The sequence below is a fragment of the Planococcus wigleyi genome (assembly GCF_014836985.1).
Taxonomy (GTDB): Bacteria; Bacillota; Bacilli; order Bacillales_A; family Planococcaceae; genus Planococcus; species Planococcus notacanthi.
Map to the genome: position 1 here is coordinate 144,150 of NZ_JACSPU010000001.1, position 24,932 is coordinate 169,081.

The following is a 24,932-nucleotide window of genomic DNA, read 5'->3' on the forward strand; positions in this document are numbered from 1 at the left end:
ATAAGGCTCGAGGCATTTCAGGTTATAATGGAAAAAGCATGGAATACAGAAAAAGAGGAGTAGATCATTTTGCGGAAATTGCCAAAACGACTGAAAAAAGGGGATACGGTCGGCATCATCGCGCCTTCCAGTCCACCCAATCAAGAAAATCTGCAAAAAGCACTGCCGTTTTTGGAAGAACTGGGCTTAAAGATCAAGCTCGGCAAATCGGTGGATGCGGCTCATGGCTATTTAGCCGGAACAGATGATGAACGTTTGGCCGACCTTCATGCCATGTTCGAGGATCCGGAAGTGTCCGGCATCATTTGCGCAGGCGGCGGTTACGGCGCTGCCCGCTACGCAGACCGGATCGACTACGCCATGATTATGGAAAACCCGAAAGTGTTCTGGGGATATTCCGACATTACCTTTTTACATACGGCGATCGGGGAATACGCCGAGATGGTTACGTTCCACGGTCCGATGTTGGCATCAGATGTCGGCAAACCGGAATTCCATGAACGGAGCGGCCGCATGTTTGGCCAATTGTTTGAACCGTTTGAGCTGCATTACACAGAGGAAGTAGCGCCGCTTGAAACTATCGTCGGTGGAATTGCGCAAGGCGAACTGGTCGGAGGAAACTTGTCGCTCATCCGCAGCGCAGTCGGCACCAAGTTCGATTTGGATGTCAAAGGCAAGATTTTATTGATTGAAGACATCGACGAAGAGCCTTATGAAGTGGATGAAATCCTGAACCAATTGCGCTTGGCACGCAAATTTGAGGAAGCGGCAGGCATCGTCATCGGCGATTTCAAAAATGCCAGCCCTAAAAAGCGTAAGCCATCACTGACCTTGGATCAGGTATTCAACGATTACTTTGGCGACTTGAAGATTCCGGTAGTGAAAGGCTTTAAAATCGGCCATTGCGAACCGCATTTCTCTGTGCCGCTCGGCGCACTTGCACGGCTGGATGGCGATGCCAAAACTTTGACCATCCTTCCGGGAGTTGAATGAACGAACAATAGAAACGGAGTGAAGAATTTGCTGAAGACAGAATCTACGACGTGGGTATGCAGTGTGCCGGTTGCGACCGTGTGGACGGCGCCGGAAAAAGCGCGTCCGGTCGACGCGGAAGGCATTACGGAAAATCCCAATATCAATAAATGGCTGCAGGAAATGAGCCGTGAGGACAATAAAGACTTGACTGACAGTGGCCGTATCCAAACACAGCTTCTTTACGGCGAGCCCGTGGTGATTGAGGAAGTGGTGGACGGTTGGGCGAAAATTATCGCATTGTGGCAACCGTGTCGCAAAGACGAGCGAGGCTATCCGGGATGGGTCCCGATGACTCAGCTGAAGGAAGTCGAAGCGCTGACCGAACTCGGCTACGCCCGTGTAACGGCAAATAAAGCTCAGCTATGGACAGAAAGCTTCGCGCCTTTGAAAGCTGTATCTTTTAATACGCTGCTCCCGGTTAAGGAACTCGGCGAATTCGTCCGCCTGCAAACTCCGGATGGCGACGCTTTGATCATGGCAGATGCTGTGGAAATTGTCGCTGCCTATAACCAGAGTCCAAGAGGGAGCGGTCTGGACATCGCCAAACTAGGCGCCGGGTTTTTGGACCTGCCTTATTTATGGGGCGGCATGTCGAGCTATGGTTATGACTGTTCCGGATTCACCTATAATTTAATGAAGGCGAACGGCGTCATCATTTCGCGCGATGCTGTTGATCAGTCGCTGGAAGGACTGGAAATCGATAAGTACGACCAGGATGCCTGGCACATCGGTGATTTGCTGTTCTTTGCTTATGAAGAAGGAAAAGGGAATCTCCATCACGTTGGGATTTACTATGGCAATGGATTAATGCTGCATTCCCCGACGCCGGGAAGATCGGTGGAAATCATTGAACTGGCCGGCACAAAACACGAAACGGAGTTATGCGCAGTCCGCCGATTCATGAAAATGGAAGACCATGACTAAAGAAGAGATATCCTCTCTATATTTTCCAAAAGCCTTCTGACACCGGCTTTGTGAATAAAATCATTTGGATCGGGTGTTGGCTGAGAGGTGAAATGGGTGGCGAAATGTGTTATAATGTATAGATAGTGTTTTAAAAAGAGAGGCGTGGTAATGATGGCATTCCAACCCCATGAAAAAGAAGTATCAGAATTCGTAGCAGCCCGCTACATTGGCGAATGGATTTCTTTCACTCGCAACGGCGTCGATGTTAACGGCACCATCTTTAAAATTATGGACAACTCGGTGATTGTTGAAATTTCACCAGAAGACGCAAAAGAAATTGGTGCGGCATCCAACATGACCGTAATTTCACATAAGAAATACCGTATCATCGAAGAATAATCTCAGATGGGAAGAAGGCTGTTCGCCAAGAGCAGCCTTCTTTTTTTTATGGTTTTTGAGTGATTCTGTAAGTCGCTTCGACCGCTCTGGAAGGGGTTTCCGCGATAATCCAGGAAGAAAAGAGGGAGATAATAGCTTTATAGTGTCTCTATAAATCGCTTCGACTGCTCTGGAGTGGGTTTCCGCGATAAGCCAGGCAGAAAAAAGGAAGATAATAGCTTTGTAGTGTCTCTATAAGTCGCTTCGGCCGCTTTGGAGTGGGTTCCCACAATAAGCCAGGCAGCTGAAGATCGCTGCCAGTCTTATTGCTCCACCCACTCCGGGGGCGCGGCTCAGCTGGGGGATGGGGTGATACAAGCATCTGTTTTTGTATGGAATAAATAGGCAGTGAGTGGTTCTGGAAACGCTCGGCAGCGGTGGTGCACGCGCCTTTGCTTAGGATGTGTGAGGCTACATGAGGTTTTGTAGTTGTACAGAATAAGTTTGGGGTTCTACATGAGCTATTCGGGTTTCTACAAGAGTAAGTCATGCTTCTACCTTAACTAGTTTCTGCTCTACATGAAGTTTCTTAGTCTCTACATGAATATCATGGAATTGTGTGCGTGCCAGGCACGCACACAATTTCTCCCGCTTATTCACTTCAACCAATTCCCTATGCCTTTCGGCTCAAACGTTTTAAATATTGTAAAATGTACCAGGTGATGCGTTCCAAAGAGGTTGGTTTTTTGGTAAAGTATAATGAAGCAGAACGTTAAATGCCTTGAAAGGACCAACGCGCATGATATCAGACTTTAAATTCTGGCACTTTTTCCCAAGACAAGGGCAACTCATACATAATTTACAAAACACCGAAATGCGCAATGTCAGTAAACGCATTGCCTGGATTATTGCGATCGGCTTGCTGGTTTTCGCTCTCGGGGAGATTTGGGGCATGAACACAGAATCGCTGACGCCGTTACTGGCAGCGGGCATGTGGGATGCGTATACATTGGCACGCTGGACTTCACTTGCCGGAACACTGCTGTGGGCGGGCTTCTATTTGGCTTTCCATCTTTACATCGCTGCTTTTTTATTCAGCAAAATGCTGAGGATGCCATGGCGTGCAGCGATTGTCATGCAAACTTATGTGACAGCTTTGCTGATTATTGAAAAAGGATTGATTTTCCTGCTGTTTGCCTTGACGGGCTTCACGATGTCCGTATCGATTTTTTCATTCGGACCGATTGCCTCGACGTTTCTGGACAACGAATTTTTAATTTATTTCTTCAACCAATTGACGTTATTCACGTCTTTGATCATTGCGATTCAGTACCGGTTTATTCGTAATTTCACGAAAATCAATCCAAAGCTGATTTTGCTTGGTTTGATTCTGCTTCATATTGTTGCAGCGTTGATCGTAGCTTCATTTAGCCTGATTCCGGTGGACGATATGCTGAGAGGTTTTATGGAAGGGGGCAATCCGTTTGAATAGATTCTTTTTCGTAGGTTTGTCTATCGCGGTCATTGCCTTTTTGACGGCAAATACTTTACTGATGTTCGGTGAGAAAAGCATTTTGCCAAAAAGCGTCTATGTCGGCGAATATCAACAAACGTATGCGCGTACATACGACACCCATTTGTTCAAAGAAGCATTGACAGCACCTCAAGGGACTGTGGAAATCTATGTGCAGGACCACGAAGCGCTTCAGCAGTGGATGGTTAATGAAGGCGACAGCGTAACGGCCGGGTCGGAACTTGCCAGTTTGAACGAAGCGGAATCCGAGGAACAGCGCAAGGTTTGGGAAACACAAAAGACTGCTTTGGAAAGCCAGCGGACTGAAGTGCAAAGTTCACTCACTGCGCTTCAACAGGCGCGGGCTGCTCAAGGCGGACCTGTATCACAAGACAAAGCCGACAATTCCGAAATTACCAATGAAGACGATGAAACCATCAAGTTCGACGTGAATGTCTCTGTCGGTGTCGCGGTTCCACAAGATGGATCTTATGCGGCGGGCATTGCGCAGGCGGAACAGCAATTGGCTTCGATCGAATCCCAATTGGCGGTACTCGATGCTCAATTATCGCAAAGCCTGTCGAACCCGTCAGTCATCAGCCCGGTAGATGGAACGGTTTCAAAAATCAACCGGGATACAGAACCATTAAGCATTGAGATCTATTCGAATGAAAAAATATTCCTCAGCTATGTGCTGGCAGATGAATGGCCATTGGTTGAAGTTTCGGACCAAGTGGATATTGAAGGGCAAGGGATCGAAGGCATTGCGACTGGAACGGTTATCAGCGTTTCCGAGATGCCTGCTGAAGAGTCCAAATGGCTCGAGGCCTATCACCAATTAGATCCAAAAGAACAGACCAACCCGCTGGCCTATTACGAAATCCGGATTGCAGCGGATGCGCCGGTTGAAAGCAAGATGCCGTTTGGCAGCAACGTCAACACCGCTATCGCCTTGGAAACAGCGGAAGATGCTGTTGCCCTTCCGATAAACTGGCTCTTCGACTACGATGGCAGCGCCGGGAAAACCCATACCTTGAACATCAATGGCCGTCCGGATGTCCTGCCGGTCGCCACCAATTTTGAAGTAAGCGGCAAAGCCGTGCTGACTGAAGGACCGGAAGCGGGAATTCTGGTTCTCAATGAAGAAAAGCTTGAGAACTTCACTGCACCGCCTAAAGTCTTCATGCCGTTTCCAAATCGTCAGCCGAATTTCGACTATGCCAAGAATACGAATTGGCGTGCGTATGTCGAATATGTACTGGCCCGATAAAATCTAGCTACTCGACCCGAAAGCAGCTGCTTTCGGGTTTTAAATTGGAAGAAAAGCGGACAAATGGGGTTAATCTGCAGCGGGCAATGGTGTACGATAGATGCAGATGAAAAAAGCGAATGAACGGAGTGTATGAAATGGAAGAAACGGATTGGCGATTTAAAGTTGCCCACCGGGAAGCAAAAATCGGCGTCGGCTTGGCGTTGTTCAATTTTGTCTGGTGGTTCGGCTTTGCGTACGGCATGGGCTCACGGCCGGTAGAGGAATACAGCTACGTCTTCGGCTTGCCGGATTGGTTTTTCTACAGCTGCGTTGTCGGATTTTTGGTGATTGCGGTTCTGGTGATCGTCATCGTGAAGTTCTTCTTTACAGATGTGCCATTTGAAGAAGAGGAGGACCTTCAATGAATTACGCAGTTTTAGTGCCGATGATCGTCTTTTTATTGATCATCTTCTTTATCGGCTACTGGGCAAGCCGGAAATTATCAACTACCTCCAACTTTGTCAGTGATTATTTCCTTGGCGGCCGTGAACTTGGCGGCTTTGTGCTGGCCATGACCATGGTCGCGACTTACGGCAGTGCTTCCAGTTTCCTGGGGGGGCCGGGCACTGCTTACACGATGGGATTCGGTTGGGTATTGCTTGCCATGTCCCAAGTGGTCACCGGTTATTTTGTGCTGATGATTCTCGGCAAGAAATACGCCATTATGGCACGCCGCTACAAAGCAATTACAATGATCGATTTCCTGAAATCCCGTTATGACAGTTCAGCCGTTGTGCTGCTGTCGGCGCTCAGCATCATTATTTTCCTGTTTTCCGCTATGGCCGCTCAATGGATAGGCGGCGCTCGCCTGGTGGAATCACTGACTGGCTTATCGTATAACTCGGCTTTGTTTTTATTTGCGATCAGTGTGCTTGTCTACGTGACGATCGGCGGTTTCCGTGCCGTCGCCTTGACGGATGCTGTGCAGGGAGCGGTTATGCTGATCGGGACGCTGATCTTGCTGATTGCCGTCATCATTGCGGGCGGAGGCATTCCGAATATCGTCAATGACCTCATCAATGAAAACCCGAGTTTGGTGACGCCGTACGGAGCAGAAGGCGATTTAAGTGCTGCCTATGTGTCATCGTTCTGGATTCTGGTCGGTGTCGGCGTTGTCGGATTGCCGCAGATTGCAGTACGGGCGATGTCTTATAAAAACTCGCGTTCGATGCACAGAGCGCTGATTATTGGAACGATTGTCACCGGTTTTATTATGCTGAACATGCATTTGATCGGCGTTTTTGCCCGTCCGGTTATGCCGGGCATCGAAATCGGCGACAAAGTCATTCCGCTCATTGCGTTGGAAACTTTGCCGCCTTGGGTCGCGGGCATTGTTCTGGCTGCCCCGATGGCTGCCATCATGTCGACAGTCGATTCATTGTTGCTGTTGGTCAGTTCATCCATTGTCAAAGACGTCTACTTGAATTACATAAAACCTGATGCCACTATCAAAACCATCAAGCGGGTGTCCTTCGGCGTCACCGGCATCTTGGGCGTAATCGTCTTTCTGCTTGCTTTGGATCCGCCTGATTTATTGATCTTCCTGAATTTATTCGCATTCGGTGGATTGGAAGCGGCCTTTATTTGGCCGATTGTGCTCGGGCTGTATTGGAAATGGGGCAATAAATACGGTGCAATTGCTTCGATGGCGACGGGCATCATCACTTACATCGGACTGCATTTCTACAACCTGGAAAACGGCAATTTGTTCGGCGTACATACGGTGACTTTGCCGGTATTGCTGTCGCTTGTGGCGTTTATCGCTTTCAGTTTGCTGATCGGCAGGAAAGCTTATAATTACAACGCATCATCGATCAAATAAAGTTTTAGGCGTTTACAGATAGCTGAAACAGGCGTAAAATACAGGCTTATATTCGGATAGTGGAAAGAAGGTCTTCGCGAGTGAATCAGTGGAAAATTTACGGCATCCTGACAGCAGTTATGATTGTCTGGGGCTTTAACTTAGCCTCTGTTAAATACATGGTAGCGTTTGTGGATCCGGTCACATTGACAGCGTTTCGGATTTTGCTGGCAGGCATGTCGGTCATCGGTATCCTGGCGGGTTTCAAAATGCTGCGCTGGCCGGCTAAAAGCGACTGGAAATACATCTTTCTCGGTTCGCTTCTGAATGTCGTGGCCCACCATTATTTCCTGTCGAACGGGCTTAGTCTGACCACTGGCTCGAATGCCGGGTTGATTCTTGGGACAGGCCCGATGCTGACAGCGGTTTTGGTTTCGTTGATCATGAGAAATGTGCCGTCTCGCCTGCAATGGCTGGGGGTAGTGGTAGGTTTTGCGGGAGTAGCCGCGACCGTACTGGTGGGAAATGGCGCAGCCACTGGCTTGAACATCGGGGATATTTTCGTCTTCCTGTCGATTCTGGCACAGGTGTTGAGCTATATCGTCATCGCCAATGCCGCGCGTTCGCTGGATCCGCGCTTGTTGACAGGCTATATGTTTATTGTGGGGGCCACGGTTCTGTTCATCATCTCGCTCATTCAGGAACCAGGTGAAATCCGAGCATTCGCTGCGGTGCCAACGTCGTTTTGGGTGGCATTCCTGTTCTCGGCCATGCTTGGAACAGCGGTCGGCCATATGCTCTATAATTATTCAATCGGTCAGGCGGGTCCGACTAAAGCCGCCATCTTCATGAACTTGAATACAGTATTTTCTCTCGTGGGAGCCAGTGTGATTTTGAATGAACAAATTACTGCCGGCCACTTATACGGACTTGTGCTGATTGTCATCGGAGTGTTGTTCGGCTCCGGTGCAGCAGAAGATTTATTGAAGAAACGCAAAAAACGGCTCTCACAATGAGCCGTTTTTTTTATGGAGGAGCATCTATGCTTTTTTCGCGCCCTCTTTTTATTTGCAGCCAAGTTCACTATAATAGAAGAAAGTTAGACAGCTATGAACAATCAGGGGAGTGAACAAGCCGTGGCCACATTATGGGGAACGCCAGAGAAATTACAGGATTTATTGTGTGAACTTGTCAGTTGGAAAAGCCTGACTTTGACAGATGGAGAAGTGGAGTTTGCCTATAAGTTGAAGGATAAGCTCATGGAGCTTCCGTATTTCCAAGAACATCCAGAATATATCGGATTGGGTGAAGTGAATTGGGAGCGTCAAAACGTAACAGCTCTCTACAAGCATCCGGAAGCCGTTGATACCATCGTCCTGCTCAGCCATTTCGACACCGTCCATACAGGAGAATACGGAGATCTGGAACCTTTGGCGTGCAGTCCTTATAAACTGGCAGAGGCCTTTAAGTTAATCCGCGACGAACTGGATGCGGATACGTTAAACGACCTTGATTCCGGCGAGTATCTTTTCGGCCGGGGCACCATGGATATGAAAGCGGGCTTAGCGCTGCACATGGCATTGATCGAAAAAGCCTCCATCGAAGAATGGCCGATCAATTTGCTGCTGATGACCGTACCGGATGAGGAAGTCAACTCGGCCGGCATGCGCTACGGTGTTTCCAAGCTGCTGGATCTTGAACGTGAACACGGACTTGAATTTATTCTGTTCCTGAACGGCGAACCTGTTTTTGCAATGAAACCCGGCGACAAGGCCCATTACCTCTACACGGGATCAATCGGAAAAATCATGCCATCGGCGCTGTTCTACGGCAAAGAAACGCATGTCGGTGAACCATTGTCAGGCATTACATCAAGCTACATCTCGACTTATCTGACACATCGCATGGAATGGAATCCGAATTTCAAGGAAGTCGTCTATGGCGAAACCACGCCTTTGCCGGTAACTCTGACGCAACGTGATTTAAAACTGTCTTATTCTGCGCAGACGCCTTATCGCACGGCTGCCATGTACAATGTCTTTATGATGGAACGTACGGCGGAAGAAGTTTTCGAGATTTTTGAGACCGTTGCCAATGAGGCGGCAGCACACTGCGAGCGCGACTACCACGCGATGTGCGAACGCGAAAACATCGAACCGGTCGGCAGTATCCGTGTCATGCGCTACGAAAAGCTGATGGAATATGCACTCCAAAAATTCGGCAATGACTACGTCACCGATTTGCTGCGTGATACGCTGATGCATCCTGAATGGGATGTGCGGGAAAAATCGATGCATGTCACCGACATCCTGCTCATCAACTGCCAGGAACTGACGCCAGCCATCGTGCTGATGTACGCGCCGCCTTACTACCCACCCGTCAATTCATCCGAAAACGAGCTGGTGAAGCTATGCGTCACGCAAGTGACAGCCAACGCCAAAGAAAAATTCAACCTGGACATCGAACAAGTCCATTACTTCAACGGCATTTCAGACCTCAGCTACGTCAACTACAACGACCAAAGCGACGGCTGGATCACCTATGAAAACAACACACCTGTCTACGGCGATCCCTACAGCATTCCGTTCCAGGCAATGAAACAATTAACGGCGCCCGTTTTGAACGTCGGCCCTTACGGCAAAGACGCCCATAAACGCACCGAACGCCTCCATATCAAAAACACATTCGAGGAAATGCCTATTCTCTTAGAAGAAATGATTCTCTCGATCCCTGTAAAAAGCCACCGTTGAGGTGGTTTTTTTCTTTGGCTAGAAAAGATTACAGGGCAGCAGTGAAAACTAAAAATGGGAGAATAATGAGAGCAAGCAAACTGCTTTCATCGTTTTAGTTCAAGGGCTGTTTTGTGGCTTTTCGCGCGCGAAAAGCGTGTTTTGGGGTTGGCATATGGGGTGTTGGGCGAGGGAGGGGGTGTGAGCGGGGGGATTCGTGTAGGGTGGCGAGATGTTCAGGTAAGCGAGTGGATCGTTCATGTAAAGGGGAGAGATGTTCAGGTAGAAAGGGGGGAAGATGAGGTAAGGGTGTGTGGTTCGTGTAGGGGAGTGAGATGTTTAGGTAAGCGAGTGGATAGTTCATGTAAAAGGGGGGAGTTGTTTAGGTAGAGAGGGTGAGATGTGAGGTAGGGATGTGTGATTCGTGTAGGGGAGTGAGATGTTTAGGTAGGCGAGTCGATCGTTCATGTAGGGGATGAGATGTTCAGGTAGAGAGGGTGAAATGTGAGATAGGGATGTCTGATTCGTGTAGAAACGTGAAATGTTTAGGTAGGAGGATGAATAGCTCATTTAAAGGGACAAGAAGTTCATATAGAAAACGAAAATCCTTACTTTAATATCCCTTCAAATCTCATATTTGGGCACTATAGAAGGTTCAAATCTTTAATTTGGATATAAATGGTAATTATATGTATTATCTGCTAGACTAATGAAAAAAAGGAGAGATGTTATGATCATTAAACACCGTGAAAAGCCAATGAAAATTGAAGGGTATGAAGCTTTATTGAAAAGGATTTCCCCGACGCACCCCAAACGGGCAACTGTTAAAAATAGCCTCAATAATGCCAAAGCGGGCTATGGTGGGGAAGAGCGGCTGGATGAGGCGCTGGAATTTTTTGATCCGCCTTATCCACACCGGATAATCCAAGATTTTTCATTAGGAGAGGGATTTAAAATCCAAGTGGACACAGTTGTGCTCACACAGAGTTGTGTATTTCTGTTGGAGATCAAAAACATCGCTGGCAAACTCGAGTTCAAGCAGAATCCGAGTGCGCTGCATTCGATTTCAGCAACCGGAGAAATTAAAAGCTACAAGAGCCCCATCACGCAAATGAACGAAACCGCATTGCGCATGAGCAAATTTTTAAAAACTCTTGGATGTCCGTTGCCGGTGGCCAACGTGATCATCATCGCGCACCCCTCTCAAATTGTTGAAGGCGCACCGCCGAATGTCCGAGTTTTGGCTGCTGGGGAAGTCAACGTTCACTTATCGGAAATGAAATTGCCAGCACCGGTTCTTTCTATAGAAGAACTTCATCAGCTCGGAAGCTGCTTAGTGGTTACGCATAAAGAGTACCAGCCTTTCCCGCTCGCCCCGAAATTTCAAATCGATCCTTCGGAAATCGAGACCGGCGTCTTTTGCCCCCGCTGCATACTTGGCAAGATGGAAAGAACGCAGCGTGCCTGGGAATGTGAAACATGCCGGCTCGTCAGCCAAGATGCTCATGCAGCTGCATTGCAGGATTGGTTCATGCTAATTAAATCCACTATCAATACAGCCGAATGCCGCGATTTCATCGGCTTGAAAAGTTTGGATGCAGCGAAGCGGTTCCTTATCCGAAGTGGTTGCCAACCCGTGGGCGGCCGGCGCTATCGCCAATATATCCGTCAACCTCAGGAAAAATGAAGTATGATCATTGAAGTTGTAAAACTTCATGTAGAAAGTAGATTAGTTCATGTAAGGAATCGAATAGTTCATATAACCAAGCTGAAACGTCATGTAGAGGCTCACACTTCATGTAGAACTCAAGAAACTTCATGTAGAAAATGGATTAGTTCATGTAAGGAATCGAATAGTTCATGTAGCCAAGCGCATACGTCTTGTAGAGGCTCGCACTTCATGTAAAACTCAAGAAACTTCATGTAGAAAATGGGTTACTTCATGTAAGGAATCGAATAGTTCATGTAGAAAAGCTAAAACTTCACATAAACCCCTAAAACATCATCGCCACAAACAAAATCTTCACCCAACGTATCTCCTCGTGTACAATCAAATTATCAACATGAACTTCTCAACCCAAAGGAGATAATTACATGGACATCGAACAGCAAATACTGGAATATTTTCAGCATTTTCATACACATCCGGAAGTGAGTTGGAAAGAAGTCGAGACGACGAAGAAACTGGCAGCGATTATGACAGAGCTTGGCATTCAGCACCATACGTTTCCGGATGTCACCGGTTTGATTGCTGAAATCGGCGAAGGACCTGAAGTGGTGGCAGTGCGTGCGGATATCGATGCGCTTTGGCAGGAAGTGGAAGGCAAGCTGCAGGCCAATCATTCTTGCGGACATGATGCCAATATGGCCATGGTGCTTGGTGCGCTGTTGCATTTGAAAAATGAAACACTGACGAAACGTATACGTTTTATTTTTCAGCCGGCAGAAGAGCTGGGCAACGGTTCGTTATCAATGATCGAGAGGGGAGCAGTCGATGGGGTATCTCATTTATATGGTGTGCACTTGCGCCCGATTGAGGAATTGCCGTTTGGCCAAGTGACACCTGCGCTTCATCACGGATCGGGGATTTTTCTGAGAGGAAAAGTTACTGGAGTGGATGCACACGGAGCTCGTCCACATCAAGGAAAAAATGCAATTGACGTCATTGCGGCGATTCACCAGTTCGTGAAATCAATTTATTTTTCGCCATTCGAGTCGTATTCAGCGAAGCTGACGCATATTGAAACGGGTGGAGACAGCTTAAATATTATTCCGGGAAGCGCTAAGTTTTCGATGGATGTCCGCTCCCAATCAAACGAATTAATGGCGGAACTTCAGCGCAAAATAGGTGAAGGTTTAACAGCAATCGCCAATCTGCATGATGTTGATATCTCTTTTGAGTGGACTGACTATACGCCAGCCGCTGAAGTGTCGGAAGTGGCGATGCAAATCGCTGATGCCGCTATCCGGGAAACCTTGGGTGATGAGGCAACAGCGCCGCCGGTCCATACAACAGGAGCAGACGATTTTCATTTTTATACAATCAAAAAACCGCAACTGCATGCGGCGATGATTGGAATCGGAGCAGATCTCGCGCCGGGTCTCCACCATCCGGATATGAATTTTAACCACGGGGCCCTTGCCATCGGTGCACGTGTATTGGCTCATACATTGAAAACAACTTAAGCCACTATTTCCCGGGAAATAACTTAAAATACAAACAACTCCTATGTAAGAAAGTCGCATGGTATGATGAAGCGAGCCGATATCCGAGACCCTCTCAACAGAGGGTCTCATTTTTCTATCCGCCAGGAAAAGGAAGTTTCTTTCCAGTGGAAACAGGGTATTGTTAATAAGTTTACTAATAAAGGAGGAGAACAGAGATGGATGCTTTTTTAGAAGGAATCACGTGGTTCGTCGATAACGTCAATACTTTGCTCTGGACATACATATTAATTGCACTTCTATTGGGTCTTGGCCTTTATTTTACAATTCGTACCAAATTCGTCCAGGTTCGTCTATTCGGCGAAATGTTCCGCGTCATTACTGAGAAAAAAGATGGAGACAGCGGGGTATCTGCGTTCCAGGCTTTTACAATCTCTACAGCCTCACGAGTAGGAACAGGAAACATCACCGGTGTTGCATTAGCGATCGCTATTGGAGGACCAGGTGCTGTTTTCTGGATGTGGATGGTCGCCATCATCGGAATGGCCACTGCATTTATTGAAAGTACACTAGCGCAAGTTTATAAAGTGCGCGATGGTGAACAATTCCGTGGTGGGCCAGCCTACTATATGGAAAAGGCGTTGGGAACCCGCAAACTGGGAATCGTCTTTGCCATACTATTGACTTTGGCATTCGGTTTTATTTTTAACTCGGTCCAATCAAATACGATTGCCCAATCATTTGGAGATGTTTTCAATATCCCAGATTGGTCAGTAGGAGCCGCTCTTGTCCTATTGACGGCCGTCATCATTTTCGGTGGCGTTAAACGGATTGCGCGTGTTACTCAAGTCGTTGTTCCAATCATGGCTGTTGCCTATATTTTGGTAGCACTTTATATTGTGATCATGAACTTTACTGAAATTCCAGCGGTCTTCAGTTTAATTGTGAAGAGTGCATTTGGCTTAGAAGAAGCAGTAGGCGGCGGAATTGGTGCAGCCATCATGCAAGGCGTTCGCCGGGGCTTGTTCTCCAACGAAGCCGGTATGGGTTCTGTGCCGAACGCTGCGGCATCTGCTAACGTCTCGCATCCAGCCAAACAAGGTCTTGTACAAAGTTTAGGTGTTTTCTTTGATACCATCATCATTTGTTCTGCGACAGCGTTCATTATTATCTTGGCAGACCTTTACTCGAACGGCGAACAAGAAGGCATCCTTTTGACACAAGCTTCATTGAACGTCCACTTGGGCGATTGGGCTCCTTATTTCTTAGCGGTAGCAATCCTTTTCTTCGCTTACAGCTCAATTATCGGGAACTATTATTATGGGGAAACGAATATCGAGTTCATCAATGCCCACAGTGCTTGGTTGCTGGCTTATCGTATCGGGGTATTGGGTATGGTAATGTTCGGTGCGTTGGCACAAGTTCAACTGGTTTGGAACATGGCTGATCTGTTCATGGGCTTCATGGCCATACTCAACTTGGTCGTTATCGCTCTCCTCGGAAAAATTGCTTTCAAAGTTTTGGAGGATTACACAAGCCAGCGCAAAGCCGGCAAGAATCCAGAGTTCTTCTCCAAGAATATCCCTGGCTTGAAAAACACTGAATGCTGGGGCGATAAAGAAAACCGCCACGAATAAATAACTTACTAGAAAAAGACCTTCTTGCCCAACGGCAAGAAGGTCTTTTTTCGTCTTTAGCAGTTCTTTTTAGCTAGTCAAAAAATAGACATTAATATACCCGTAATATCCTAAAATTAAACATACAAATAGGCAATGTTACGCAACTGTAATATAACTGTAACATGATATGGGAGTTTTTACTGATACAATCAAAAATATACTAAATAAGTAACTAACGGTAGATGCTTGATCACCATCCCGAAATTCAACTCAAGAGGTGCAATGTGAAGAAACGTCTAATGCTTATGATAATTGCTGTTCTTTTATTATCAGCCAACCCATTCAACGCCACCGAAGCCAGTGCAGCAACACCCAACGAAATTACAACTTACGCTAAGAAATTTAAAGGCGTACCTTATAAATTCGGAGGAACAACGCCATCAGGTTTTGATTGTTCCGGATATTTACGTTACGTTTTCAATCATTTCGATATTTCAATCCCAAGAACTGCCGCTGAACAATACAAAATTGGAACAGGCGTCAGCAAAAGCAATCTTAAAGAAGGCGATATGGTATTCTTTTCGGGTACATACAAAGCCGGAATCTCTCACGCCGGCATCTACGTCGGCAATGGCAACTTCATTTCTGCAACGAGCAGCGGTGTAACGATTGCCAACTTGAACACTAATTCATACTGGGCTCCAAAATACACAGGTGCCCGCCGTTTAAGTGAAGTCAAAAATGTAGCGACACCGGTATCGAAACCTGCAGCCAAAAAACCTCTTCCAGTCGGCCAGTATTATGATGTAGCTAATGGCCACTGGGCAGTAAAAGAAATCAAAAGCTTGAGCACGCAAAGCATCATCACAGGATACGATGTCAGCTTGTTCAAACCGAACAACGATGTATCAAGAGCGGAAGCGGCAACCATCATCGCGCGTGCGTTGAAACTGAAGCCAGTCAAAAGCTCAGCTTTCAAAGATGTTCCTTCATCGCATTGGGCTGCCGGCAACATTAACGCAGTCATGAAAGCAGGGATTGTCCAAGGACGCTCGCCTGGCCATTATGCACCAAACGCCAAAATTACCCGTGCCGAAATCAGCAAATTGTTGACCAATGCGTTTGCACTAAAAGCATCGAACTCTTCAACCTCTTTCAAAGATGTCAAAGGACATTGGGCTGAAGGATCAATCAACAGCGTAACCGCAAGCAATTTGGCGACTGGCTACAAAGACGGCACATTCAAGCCGAATGCCAACGCAACAAGAGCTGAATACGCAACATTTGTTCACAGAGCTATTAATAAATAATAGATGGTTTTAGTCGCAGACCCCCTCGGTTTTATCGAGGGGGTCTGCTTTTTTTGGTATATAAGGTTTTTGTTTAGGGGGAAGGTTTGTGTGGAAGTGGGTGATTTGGAGGTGGGTGGATGAGGGGCTGGTAGGGAAGTGAGATGTTCATGTAAGGGTAGCGCTAGTTCATGTAGCGCTCACGATAGATCATGTAGGATCCATGAACATGCAGGTAAACTGTTGGCATCCCGGTAGAGAAGCGAATAGTTCATGTAAAAGCGTCACTAGTTCATGTAGCGCCCGCAATACATCATGTAGAATCCACAAACATGCAGGTAAGCCGCCGTCATCCCTGTAGAGAATCGAATAGTTCATGTAAGAGCGTCGCTAACTCATGTAGCCCCCGCAAAACATCATGTAGAATCCACAAAATTTGTTCACAGAGCTATCAATAAATAAAATATGGTTTGAATCGCAGATCCCCCTCGGTTTTATCGAGGGGGTCTGCTTTTTTTTGGTATATAAGGTTTTTGGTTAGGGGGAAGGTTTGTGTGGAAGTGGGTGATTTAGAGGTGGGTGGATGAGGGACTGGTAGGGAAGTGAGATGTTCATGTAAGGGTAGCGCTAGTTCATGTAGCGCTCACGATAGATCATGTAGGATCCATGAACATGCAGGTAAACTGTTGGCATCCCGGTAGAGAAGCGAGTAGTTCATGTAAGGGCGTCTCTAGTTCATGTAGCGCCAACAAGGCGTCATGTAGAATCCACAAACATGCAGGTAGGCCCCCGTCATCCCTGTAGAGAAGCGAGTAGTTCATGTAAGAGCACCACTAGTTCATGTACCCCCCGCAATACATCCTGTAGAACGCCCGATTACGCAGGTAGGCCCCCGTCATCCCTGTAAAACAGCTAGTAGTTCATGTAAGAGCCACGCTAACTCATGTAGCCCCCGCAATAGATTATGTAGAACCCCCGGATACGCAGGTAGGCCCCCGTCATCCCTGTAAAACAGCGAGTAGTTCATGTAAGAGCACCACTAGTTCATGTAGCCCTCGCAATAGATCATGTAGAACCCGTGAATATGCAGGTAAGCCCCCGTCATCCCTGTAGAGAATCGAATAGTTCATGTAAGAGCCACGCTAACTCATGTAGCCCCCGCAAAACATCATGTAGAACCCCCGAAACCCCGAACCCCCAAATCAAAAAGCCGAACCGGCAAACCGGTTCGGCTTTACAATCAATCACTTCAAAGCGTTGCTCATAATCTCCGCGTTTTCGGCGCGGGTGATGGGATTTTTCGGGCGGAATGTGTTGTCTTTGTAGCCTTTGACGACATTGTTTGAATAGGCTGCTTGGATGGCGTCGTAGTAGTACATGGATTTGGGTACGTCTTTAAAGCCGGTTTGCTGAGTGCCGGATAGTTTGAAAGCGGCCTGGATGATGAGTGCCATATCGCCACGTTTGATCGGATCGTTCGGGCGGAATGATTTGGCGCTGACCCCTGTGATGTAGCCGCGTTCATAAGCGCTGTTGATATAGCCGGCTGCATAAGAATCTTTTGGGACATCAGTGAAGCGGTGGTTTTTATTCGACTTATCGAGCTTTAACGCACGGCCAAGCATGGTTACGGCTTCAGCGCGGGTAATTGTGTCGTTCGGGCGGTATGTGCCGTCCGGGAACCCGTTGGTGAGGCCACGGTCGAAAATGCTCTTGATGGGTGCTGTGTACCAGGCGTTGAGCTTCATGTCCGGATAGAGAGCAGCTTTGGTCTGGAGCGATTGGACCAGTCCGTTGCCGAACGTATTGTCGCGGCCTTTTACTCCCAGGTCCGTCGCTGAACGTTTCACGGTTTCGCGCAATTGTTTATTTGTCAGATGCGGATAGGCTTCCATGTATTGCGCAAAGGTGCCGGCTGCGAAAGGCGCAGCGACCGACGTTCCTTCAGAAACTGCATAATCTTCCTGAGTGGTGGTTTTGGCATCGACGAAGCTGCTCAAAATGTCTTCACCTGGCGCCACTAATTCCTGTGAAGCGCCGTAATTCGAGAAGTAAGACAGCTGGTTGAATTTGGATACCGAACCGACAGCGATGACGGATGGAAAGCGTGCAGGGAACAGGACGTCATTGAAAACGCCGGTGCGCCGCTCGTTGCCCGAAGCCGCGACTACGACAATTCCAGCATCGTATGCTTTTTTTGTAATGTCGCGCAAGACTTTGTCGTCATTGATGGTGGTCAAACTCATATTGATGATGTCGACTTTCTGGTCGATGGCCCATTGGATGCCGGCTACGACGCCTTCAAGTGTGCCGACTCCGTTGGCTGACAGGACTTTGACGGAATAAAGCTTAGCGTCGGGCGCAACGCCGACTGTGCCGATAGAATTATTCAGCGCTCCGATGACTCCGGCCACATGGGTGCCGTGTCCGTTGCTGTCTGTGTCATGGCGGGAGTTTTCAACTTTGGAGATGCCTCCAGCCACTTTCAAGTCAGGATGTTTGGCGTTGATTCCTGAGTCGATGATGGCGATTTTCACGCCTTTACCGGTGTATCCGAGCTTTGAAGCGGTATTGGCTTTGATGGCGCGGTAACCCCAGGTAGTGGTCTGTGCAGCGGCTCTGACTTCTGAATTCTCCTCTATGTATTCAATGGAAGATTCGTTGCTGGCTGACTGGATCATGCCTTCTTCGGGCAACGTGACTGACACTGCAGAAATGGAATCAAACTCCTCGTGGATTTCGGCTCCCATTTCTTCAAGCAATTTATAATCGATTTCTTCATTAAAAGAGATGATAACACGCTCTGATTCGTTTGATGTTTCGGCTGCAGCGGCGTGGGTGGCAGATAATCCGCTGAGAAGTATAGCGGATATTGCGATAGCGCTTAATTTGTTCAATAGATTTCCTCCTCTGGGCAATGTGCTTTCCATGTAGTATACAACAAAAAAACGGACTAAAAAGTCCGTTTGGGAAAATTAATTTTTTGCTTTCCAATTGTAATAATCTTCGATTCCTAAAGCAATTGCCGTAGCGGCACGATCTTTGTAAGTAGCGGTAGCTAATTTAGAAGCGTCGGATTTGTTGGTGATAAATCCTAATTCCACTAAAGCAGCTGGCAGCGGGTTCGTGCGGATGACCTGGAAGCCGTAGTTTTTAACGCCGCGGTTCTGGTGGTCCATCGCTTTATACAAGCGGTTTTGAACAAATGTCGCTAATTGCTTGCTGTCATTGCCGACTGAAGCGGAATAGAAAGTCTCAGATCCGCTTGCCGCAGCGGCGTCGGCTGCGTTCGTATGGATGCTGAGGAATGCATTCGATCCGCTGGCAACACCTTTATTAACACGTGCGCTTAACGAATGGAACACATCAGTAGAGCGGGTCATATAGACCTTGATGCCTTTTGCTTTCAACTTCGCTTCTACACGTTTAGAAACATCCAAGTTGATATCGGATTCACGTAAGCCGTTGCCTACTGCGCCAGGATCACTGCCGCCATGGCCAGGGTCGAGAGTGATGAAGCGGTTGTTCGCCGCAACAGGTGTCGCTTTTCCAAGGTAAGCAGTGCTGACGTAACCTGTCATGTTGCCGCTGATGCCGTACGCCCATGAACCGTTATATCCGTAAACGCGGAACGGTGCGCCGGCATTCAGTTTGCCGATGGATTTATAGCCAGTGCCTGCTCCAGAACGGACATTCAAATTGTTGACGGTCACGTTCAAGTCGGTGAACGCTACGTTTTTATACGTAACTCTATAGCTGGAATTCAATGCACGAGCCAGGAAAATAGCGAACTCTTCACGGATCAATTTGTTGTTTGGCGAGTATGTACCTTTTCCAGTACCGTTCGAAACGCCCGCAGTAGCGATCTTATTGACTGCCGTGTAGACACTGTTTGCAGCTGAATCTGTTTTGATATCAGTAAAGTAAACATGGCCGATCTTTTTATAGTTGAAAGCACGGCTCAACAGGAACGCCATCTCTCCACGTGTCATTGTATCTTGAGGACGGAAATTACCTTTTGAATCCCCAGTGATGATGCCTTTTTCATAAGCTGATTGAATATAGCCTGAGCTGTAACGATCTACTTGCACATCAGCGAATTTGGTTTTTCTTTCCTTGCCATTCAATCCTAACGCGCGGCCGATCAATGTGGCAGCTTGTTCACGAGTGACAGCTTGCTTTGGACCGAACATATTAGCAGCGACACCTTTAATCATGCCTCTATTGTATAAATACAGTATTTCCTCGTCCGAAGACGATACATCTTTAAAGGGATTGCCTGCAGCAGACGCAGTATTTATACCTAGACTGGAAATCACAAGAACGGCAGCAATAAGAAACAGGGTAACTTTCGATAAAACGGTTTTCATTTAATTTTCATTTCCTCCTATAATTCTTTCTCTATGTTAGATATATTAGCAGAAATTTATTCAAATTAATGGGTATTTTTGATAAATGAGAAAATAGTATGGTTTAAAAGTATTATTTCTGTTCGGTGATTTTCAACCTAATACTAAATACCTATAAAGTTGATAAAGATATGAGAAATTTTAGAATATTATTGCGCAATTAAAAAAATAATAAAAATATGTCTTTCGTGAAGAATAGAGTTGATGATACAATTGAACCTGTTCATTGAATATTTATCCATAAATAAATGGTTAAATATAGATAATTAGCATTATAGTTTACCCGGTCAAAATGCTTTAAGGTAAGAACTGATTTATAAGGAGTACATGAGTTGCCTTATAAATAGTAAAATATTGCCGTAATTTACAAGAGGGGGATTTATTAAGATGAGAAAATTGCTGATGGGCTTCTTGGCTATGCTTATCGTACTTTCGGCTCTATCATCAGAGACTGCAAAAGCAGCAGGTGATTTGTCGGGACATGCATACGAAGCCGAAATGAAGGAATTAATGAAATTAGGGATTATCCAAGGCTATGACGACGGCTCGATTCGCCCTAATAAAGAAGTAACACGAGCAGAGTTCGCTAAAATGGTTGTGCAATCGTTCGAACTTGGCACACCCGTAAACAGCGCTTCTGCTGAAAATGGAGGGTTTTCGGCAGCGGCTGTTGCAGCCACTGTCAACTTCAAAGATGTATTGCCTGGAGAATGGTATTACAACTCGATCGCTGAAGCGGTGGAGGCTGGAATCATTAAAGGCCATTCAAATAATACGTTCAAACCGAATGATTTGATCACTCGGGAACAGATGGCTTCCATGGTGGCACGTGCCTTGAAAGCGAAAGGCATCAATATCAATGTTTCAGAGACCAAGGCGATGGATTTTACGGATGTTTCATCAATCAGAGATGATCATAAAGATGATGTCCGCATTCTTACCCATTTGGGAATCATCACAGGGAATGAAAACAAGACCTTCAAACCGAAAGACAGTTCAAAAAGATGGATGGTGGCTTTGGTTATGCTGAGAGGCAGAGATGAAGTATTCCCACCGAAAAACCTGGAGTTCCAGGCATCAACGGTCACAGCAGACAAAACGACAGTTGTGAAGCACTTTGAGACATTTGCCCAAGCGAAAGAATATGCGCAAAAGAATTCAAAAGTTCAGGCAGTCGAACGCAGCAACCAGATTGTATGGATGAAGCAGGGAATTGCTGCTACGAATGCCTTTACCGAAATTTACCCGTCGGAAAGCCTAAGTGCGGATACCAGCAGCAAATTCCGTCCGTATGTACCGGCCAACAGCGAATTGAAATTCCTGGACGCTACTGCGACAACCGTCAAAGTGGAATTGGCCGGAAAAACCGGTTACGTCAGTTCGAAAGTGGTCCGTTTGATTCCACAGCCGATGTTGAAAGGCCAGTCTTATTATGAGGTGGACAAAGGCAACTTGGTCCATAAACTTTTCAACCATTCGACCGGAAGCTACGTATCGACAGGCATCATCGGCAAAGCGCCGAAAGAATTTGTCAGCGGCATGAAGTACTATAGCTGGGACGGTGCAATATTTACAAATGCGGCCGGAGCAAAAATTGCGGAAAGCCACCAGTATTTCAACAAGCTGCCGCTTCACTCGGCAACCGATTATACAGCTGAGGAGCTGGATAAATTCCTGAAAGACAAATTCCCTTACTATAATAAATCTCAACAAGGTAAAACATGGACCACAAGTCCGCTTGTCGGTTCAGGCAAGTTCTTTAAGGAAATGGAACAGAAACACAAAATCAACGCGCTTTACCTGTTGTCCCATGCCATCCATGAAAGCGGCTGGGGAACCAGCAAAATTGCACAGGATAAGCGGAATCTATTCGGCTATGGAGCGGTAGATGGCGACGCTTATAACAAGGCGTATAGCTATGTGACATTCAGAGAGTCGATCGAAGATGCAGCGAAACGGATCAACGCAGGCTACCTGTCACCGACTGGCGGCTTTTACAATGGACCTGTGCTTGGCCATAAAGGAATCGGCATGAACGTGCGTTATGCATCTGATGCCTTCTGGGGAGAAAAAATTGCCGGACATATGTACCGGATCGATTCGTATCTTGGAGGCAAAGATTTAAACCATCACAAGCTTGGCTCTACGACAACGAGCCCGTTGAACTTCCGTAAAGATGCAAGCACAAACTTTGCTTCTATCTATACGTTGAAAACAACAGGAGTTCCTGTCATTCTCAATCGGGAAGTAAAGGCTGCCAACGGAGCAATGTGGCATGAAGTGGCATCGGAAAACAATTCTTATGCGAAGGCTTATGTACACGGCGATTACATCAAATTGCTGCAGCTCGCGCAGAAATAAACTTTACACAATCTTAACGGAAGAACCCTGTATTCAAGCGGACATAGCTTGAACACAGGGTTCTTCTTTATGTTATACTAGCCTAAGATATTTTGCCCTGTAGAGGAGATTAACCATGACTTCAAAATTTGTTCATATACTGGGAGTGCCTTTCGTCAACACAACCCAGACCGCTTTTATCCATACCTTGCAAAGCCGCATTGAAAGACAGGAAAAAACGTTTGTTGTGACAGCCAATCCGGAAATCGTCATGCATTCCCTGGAAGACGAGCAATACAAACAAACTTTAGCGAAAGCCCAATACATAACAGCAGACGGCATAGGCATCGTCAAAGCTGCCGCAATCGTCGGCGAACCGCTGCCGGAACGTGTCAGCGGCTATGATTTGATGCTTGATCTGCTCGAGGTGGCAGACAAAAACCACTCCAGCATCTTTTTCTTGGGAGCAGCTGAAGAAGTGCTGCAGGCAACCGTCAAAAAAGCCAAAGAGAATTATCCGGGCATCCAAATCGCCGGCAGCCATAACGGCTTTTTTGATTGGAACGATCATCTCTTGCCGCAGCAGATCAAGAACGCGGCACCTGACATTGTCTTTGTAGCGCTCGGTTTCCCGAGGCAGGAACAATGGATCGGCGCCCATATCGATAAGTTCGACAAAGGCGTTTTCATTGGCATCGGCGGAAGCTTTGATGTCTTTTCCGGAAACGTCAAACGCGCACCGGAACTTTGGCAGAAAATGAACCTGGAATGGTTCTACCGGTTGGTCAAGCAGCCTTCCCGTTGGAAACGTATGCTGGTGCTGCCGAAATTTGCAGCGACAGTGATCGGGCGAAAGGCTTTACGTAAATAATGAAGAATACCTTGCTCAAAAGTACCTTAATCTTATCTATCGCAGCCTTGCTGTCTAAAATACTGGGAAGTTTATTTCGGATTCCGCTCCAGAATATAGCAGGAGATGAAGTGCTCGGAATTTTCACATTGGTGTATCCGGTCTATATGGTCGCCTTGACCTTGTCGGTCGCCGGAATTCCTATCGCCATCTCCAAATTGATTGCGGAAGCCCGCGCAAAAGATGACCAGCAGCAAATCAAGAACATCTTTTTCACTTCCGGCATTCTGGCCTTGCTGTTCGGAGTGGCCAGCTTCCTGATCCTTTACGGATTTTCCCATCAAATCGCGGGCGTCCTTGGAGGCGAAACGACGCGTCTTGCGTTGATTACCGTTTCATGTACCTTGCTTGTGGCACCTTATATGGCGGTTTACCGCGGTTATTTCCAAGGGCATCAGGACATGACGCCGACTGCGGTTTCACAGGTCATCGAACAATTCATCCGCGTCGGCCTGATCCTGCTGGTCGCCATCTATATGGTGGACCGTCTTTACAGCGACGAGCAGATTGCGGGCGGCATCATGATCGGCTCCATCGTCGGAGCGATCGGTTCGTTCATTTATCTCCGTATCCTGTACAATCGTTCACCTGTCAGAGTGGCCAAAGGGCTGCCTTACAAACTGGCAAACTTTAAATCGACTGCCAAAACGATCCTGAAGATTTCCATTCCCATCTGCATCGGTGCCATCACGATGGCTTTATTGAACCTGGTGGATTCAATCACCATTCCGACCGCATTGAAAATGCACGGGGAAGCTACGGAAGACATCAATTCGCTGTATGGGATATACGGCAGGGGCTTGGCACTGGTCCAGATCGTTACGGTTTTTGCCAGTTCCGTCATCCTGCCGTTGATTCCATCCATTTCCGCCAAATTGGCGCAGAACGACAAAATCGGTTCGGCTAAGCTGATTGACAACACATTTTTTCTGACTTATCTATTATCCGTTCCAGCCGCTGTCGGCTTGGTTGTCCTGACATTGCCGATCAACTTGGGCTTGTTCACGGATCTGCAAGGCAGCACCGTACTTGCAATCGTGTCGTTCAGTTCGTTGTTCACTTCGCTGACCGTACTTGGGACAGGTGTGTTGCAAGGAATCAATAAAGCGCGGCTCGGCGCTTGGATCATCATCAGCGGCGTTCTCATCAAATTGGTGCTGAATCTGGTGCTGGTCAATCGTTACGGCTTGGAAGGGGCTGCCATTTCTACAGCAGCGATCTATCTGATCCTGTTTGTCTTGAATGCCGCAGCCATCCGGAAATATACGGGTTTCAGCTTCTTCCCGAAAAAAACAGGCCTCATCGTCTTTGCCTCACTTGTCATGGGGGCAGCCATTTGGCTGCCAAGTTACCTATTGGATTTTGAACAGCTGTCAAGACCGGCAGCTTTATTGTATGTAGGAACGGCAGTAGCAGCCGGCGGCGTCATCTACTTTGTCTTGCTGCTGGTGACTAAAGCAGTAGACCAAAGCGTATTGCAGCGCATTCCTGTCATAAATAAATTCATCGCCAAGAAATAACGCCTG

18 protein-coding genes are annotated in these 24,932 nt (G+C 47.1%); 16 read left to right on the plus strand and 2 right to left on the minus strand.

Annotation, left to right across the window (positions count from 1 at the left end; genetic code table 11):
* Positions 1–69: 69 nt before the first annotated feature.
* The 13 genes from H9630_RS00710 to H9630_RS00770 all read left to right on the plus strand — a co-directional run bounded on the left by H9630_RS00710 (position 70) and on the right by H9630_RS00770 (position 15,768).
* Entirely contained in the window at positions 70–993 is a 924-nt protein-coding gene (locus H9630_RS00710) for a S66 peptidase family protein (RefSeq protein WP_191713578.1), read from the plus strand.
* A 27-nt stretch (positions 994–1,020) separates the two neighbouring features.
* The gene (locus H9630_RS00715; protein WP_191713579.1) at positions 1,021–1,959 is read left to right on the plus strand and encodes a C40 family peptidase; all 939 of its coding nucleotides are present in this window, start codon (positions 1,021–1,023) and stop codon (positions 1,957–1,959) included.
* 150 nt (positions 1,960–2,109) lie between these two features.
* Positions 2,110–2,340, plus strand: a complete 231-nt coding sequence (locus tag H9630_RS00720) for a DUF2187 family protein (protein ID WP_225218304.1) — start codon at positions 2,110–2,112, stop codon at positions 2,338–2,340.
* Positions 2,341–3,118: 778 nt separating this feature from the next.
* Positions 3,119–3,811 (plus strand): hypothetical protein, encoded by a 693-nt coding sequence (locus H9630_RS00725; RefSeq protein ID WP_225218305.1) that lies wholly within the window; start codon positions 3,119–3,121, stop codon positions 3,809–3,811.
* Positions 3,804–5,102, plus strand: a complete 1,299-nt coding sequence (locus H9630_RS00730) for an efflux RND transporter periplasmic adaptor subunit (protein WP_191713580.1) — start codon at positions 3,804–3,806, stop codon at positions 5,100–5,102. Before H9630_RS00725 ends, H9630_RS00730 begins: the two co-directional genes overlap by 8 nt.
* A 137-nt stretch (positions 5,103–5,239) precedes the next feature.
* Positions 5,240–5,509, plus strand: coding sequence for a YhdT family protein (locus tag H9630_RS00735; RefSeq protein ID WP_191714464.1), 270 nt, complete (start codon positions 5,240–5,242; stop codon positions 5,507–5,509).
* Positions 5,506–6,966, plus strand: coding sequence for a sodium/pantothenate symporter (panF, locus tag H9630_RS00740; protein ID WP_191713581.1), 1,461 nt, complete (start codon positions 5,506–5,508; stop codon positions 6,964–6,966). Before H9630_RS00735 ends, panF begins: the two co-directional genes overlap by 4 nt.
* A gap of 80 nt (positions 6,967–7,046) precedes the next feature.
* The gene (locus tag H9630_RS00745) at positions 7,047–7,961 is read left to right on the plus strand and encodes a DMT family transporter (RefSeq protein WP_191713582.1); all 915 of its coding nucleotides are present in this window, start codon (positions 7,047–7,049) and stop codon (positions 7,959–7,961) included.
* Between the two features lie 120 nt (positions 7,962–8,081).
* Positions 8,082–9,695 (plus strand): M20/M25/M40 family metallo-hydrolase, encoded by a 1,614-nt coding sequence (locus tag H9630_RS00750; protein ID WP_191713583.1) that lies wholly within the window; start codon positions 8,082–8,084, stop codon positions 9,693–9,695.
* A 709-nt stretch (positions 9,696–10,404) separates the two neighbouring features.
* Positions 10,405–11,361 carry a nuclease-related domain-containing protein gene (locus H9630_RS00755; protein ID WP_191713584.1) on the plus strand — a complete coding sequence of 319 codons (957 nt, stop codon included), beginning with the start codon at positions 10,405–10,407 and terminating at the stop codon, positions 11,359–11,361.
* A 407-nt stretch (positions 11,362–11,768) separates the two neighbouring features.
* Positions 11,769–12,860 (plus strand): amidohydrolase, encoded by a 1,092-nt coding sequence (locus H9630_RS00760; protein ID WP_191713585.1) that lies wholly within the window; start codon positions 11,769–11,771, stop codon positions 12,858–12,860.
* A gap of 197 nt (positions 12,861–13,057) precedes the next feature.
* The gene (locus H9630_RS00765; RefSeq protein WP_191713586.1) at positions 13,058–14,476 is read left to right on the plus strand and encodes an alanine/glycine:cation symporter family protein; all 1,419 of its coding nucleotides are present in this window, start codon (positions 13,058–13,060) and stop codon (positions 14,474–14,476) included.
* A 266-nt stretch (positions 14,477–14,742) separates the two neighbouring features.
* Positions 14,743–15,768, plus strand: a complete 1,026-nt coding sequence (locus H9630_RS00770) for a C40 family peptidase (protein WP_318247970.1) — start codon at positions 14,743–14,745, stop codon at positions 15,766–15,768.
* A gap of 1,223 nt (positions 15,769–16,991) precedes the next feature.
* Here H9630_RS00770 and H9630_RS00775 read toward each other — a convergent pair.
* Both H9630_RS00775 and H9630_RS00780 read right to left on the minus strand, forming a co-directional pair.
* The gene (locus H9630_RS00775) at positions 16,992–18,644 is read right to left on the minus strand and encodes a S8 family peptidase (RefSeq protein WP_191713587.1); all 1,653 of its coding nucleotides are present in this window, start codon (positions 18,642–18,644) and stop codon (positions 16,992–16,994) included.
* Between the two features lie 78 nt (positions 18,645–18,722).
* Positions 18,723–20,117 carry an N-acetylmuramoyl-L-alanine amidase gene (locus H9630_RS00780; RefSeq protein WP_191713588.1) on the minus strand — a complete coding sequence of 465 codons (1,395 nt, stop codon included), beginning with the start codon at positions 20,115–20,117 and terminating at the stop codon, positions 18,723–18,725.
* A gap of 426 nt (positions 20,118–20,543) precedes the next feature.
* On the opposite strand from H9630_RS00780, the gene H9630_RS00785 reads away from it, so the two are divergent.
* From H9630_RS00785 to H9630_RS00795, 3 genes are all read left to right on the plus strand, one after another.
* Positions 20,544–22,517 carry an S-layer homology domain-containing protein gene (locus H9630_RS00785; protein ID WP_191713589.1) on the plus strand — a complete coding sequence of 658 codons (1,974 nt, stop codon included), beginning with the start codon at positions 20,544–20,546 and terminating at the stop codon, positions 22,515–22,517.
* Between the two features lie 115 nt (positions 22,518–22,632).
* Positions 22,633–23,367, plus strand: a complete 735-nt coding sequence (locus tag H9630_RS00790) for a WecB/TagA/CpsF family glycosyltransferase (RefSeq protein WP_191713590.1) — start codon at positions 22,633–22,635, stop codon at positions 23,365–23,367.
* Positions 23,367–24,926, plus strand: a complete 1,560-nt coding sequence (locus tag H9630_RS00795; protein WP_191713591.1) for a putative polysaccharide biosynthesis protein — start codon at positions 23,367–23,369, stop codon at positions 24,924–24,926. The genes H9630_RS00790 and H9630_RS00795 overlap by 1 nt, the downstream gene beginning before the upstream one ends.
* Positions 24,927–24,932 lie beyond the last annotated feature (6 nt).

What these genes read in the sequence shown, in the direction of transcription:
- H9630_RS00795 (WP_191713591.1), top strand. Translation starts at nt 23,367, where the DNA reads ATGAAGAATACCTTGCTCAAAAGTACCTTAATCTTATCTATCGCAGCC.
- H9630_RS00725 (WP_225218305.1), top strand. Translation starts at nt 3,119, where the DNA reads ATGATATCAGACTTTAAATTCTGGCACTTTTTCCCAAGACAAGGGCAA.
- H9630_RS00780 (WP_191713588.1), bottom strand. Translation starts at nt 20,117, where the DNA reads ATGAAAACCGTTTTATCGAAAGTTACCCTGTTTCTTATTGCTGCCGTT.
- H9630_RS00720 (WP_225218304.1), top strand. Translation starts at nt 2,110, where the DNA reads ATGATGGCATTCCAACCCCATGAAAAAGAAGTATCAGAATTCGTAGCA.
- H9630_RS00765 (WP_191713586.1), top strand. Translation starts at nt 13,058, where the DNA reads ATGGATGCTTTTTTAGAAGGAATCACGTGGTTCGTCGATAACGTCAAT.
- H9630_RS00785 (WP_191713589.1), top strand. Translation starts at nt 20,544, where the DNA reads ATGAGAAAATTGCTGATGGGCTTCTTGGCTATGCTTATCGTACTTTCG.
- H9630_RS00790 (WP_191713590.1), top strand. Translation starts at nt 22,633, where the DNA reads ATGACTTCAAAATTTGTTCATATACTGGGAGTGCCTTTCGTCAACACA.
- panF (WP_191713581.1), top strand. Translation starts at nt 5,506, where the DNA reads ATGAATTACGCAGTTTTAGTGCCGATGATCGTCTTTTTATTGATCATC.
- H9630_RS00755 (WP_191713584.1), top strand. Translation starts at nt 10,405, where the DNA reads ATGATCATTAAACACCGTGAAAAGCCAATGAAAATTGAAGGGTATGAA.
- H9630_RS00760 (WP_191713585.1), top strand. Translation starts at nt 11,769, where the DNA reads ATGGACATCGAACAGCAAATACTGGAATATTTTCAGCATTTTCATACA.
- H9630_RS00735 (WP_191714464.1), top strand. Translation starts at nt 5,240, where the DNA reads ATGGAAGAAACGGATTGGCGATTTAAAGTTGCCCACCGGGAAGCAAAA.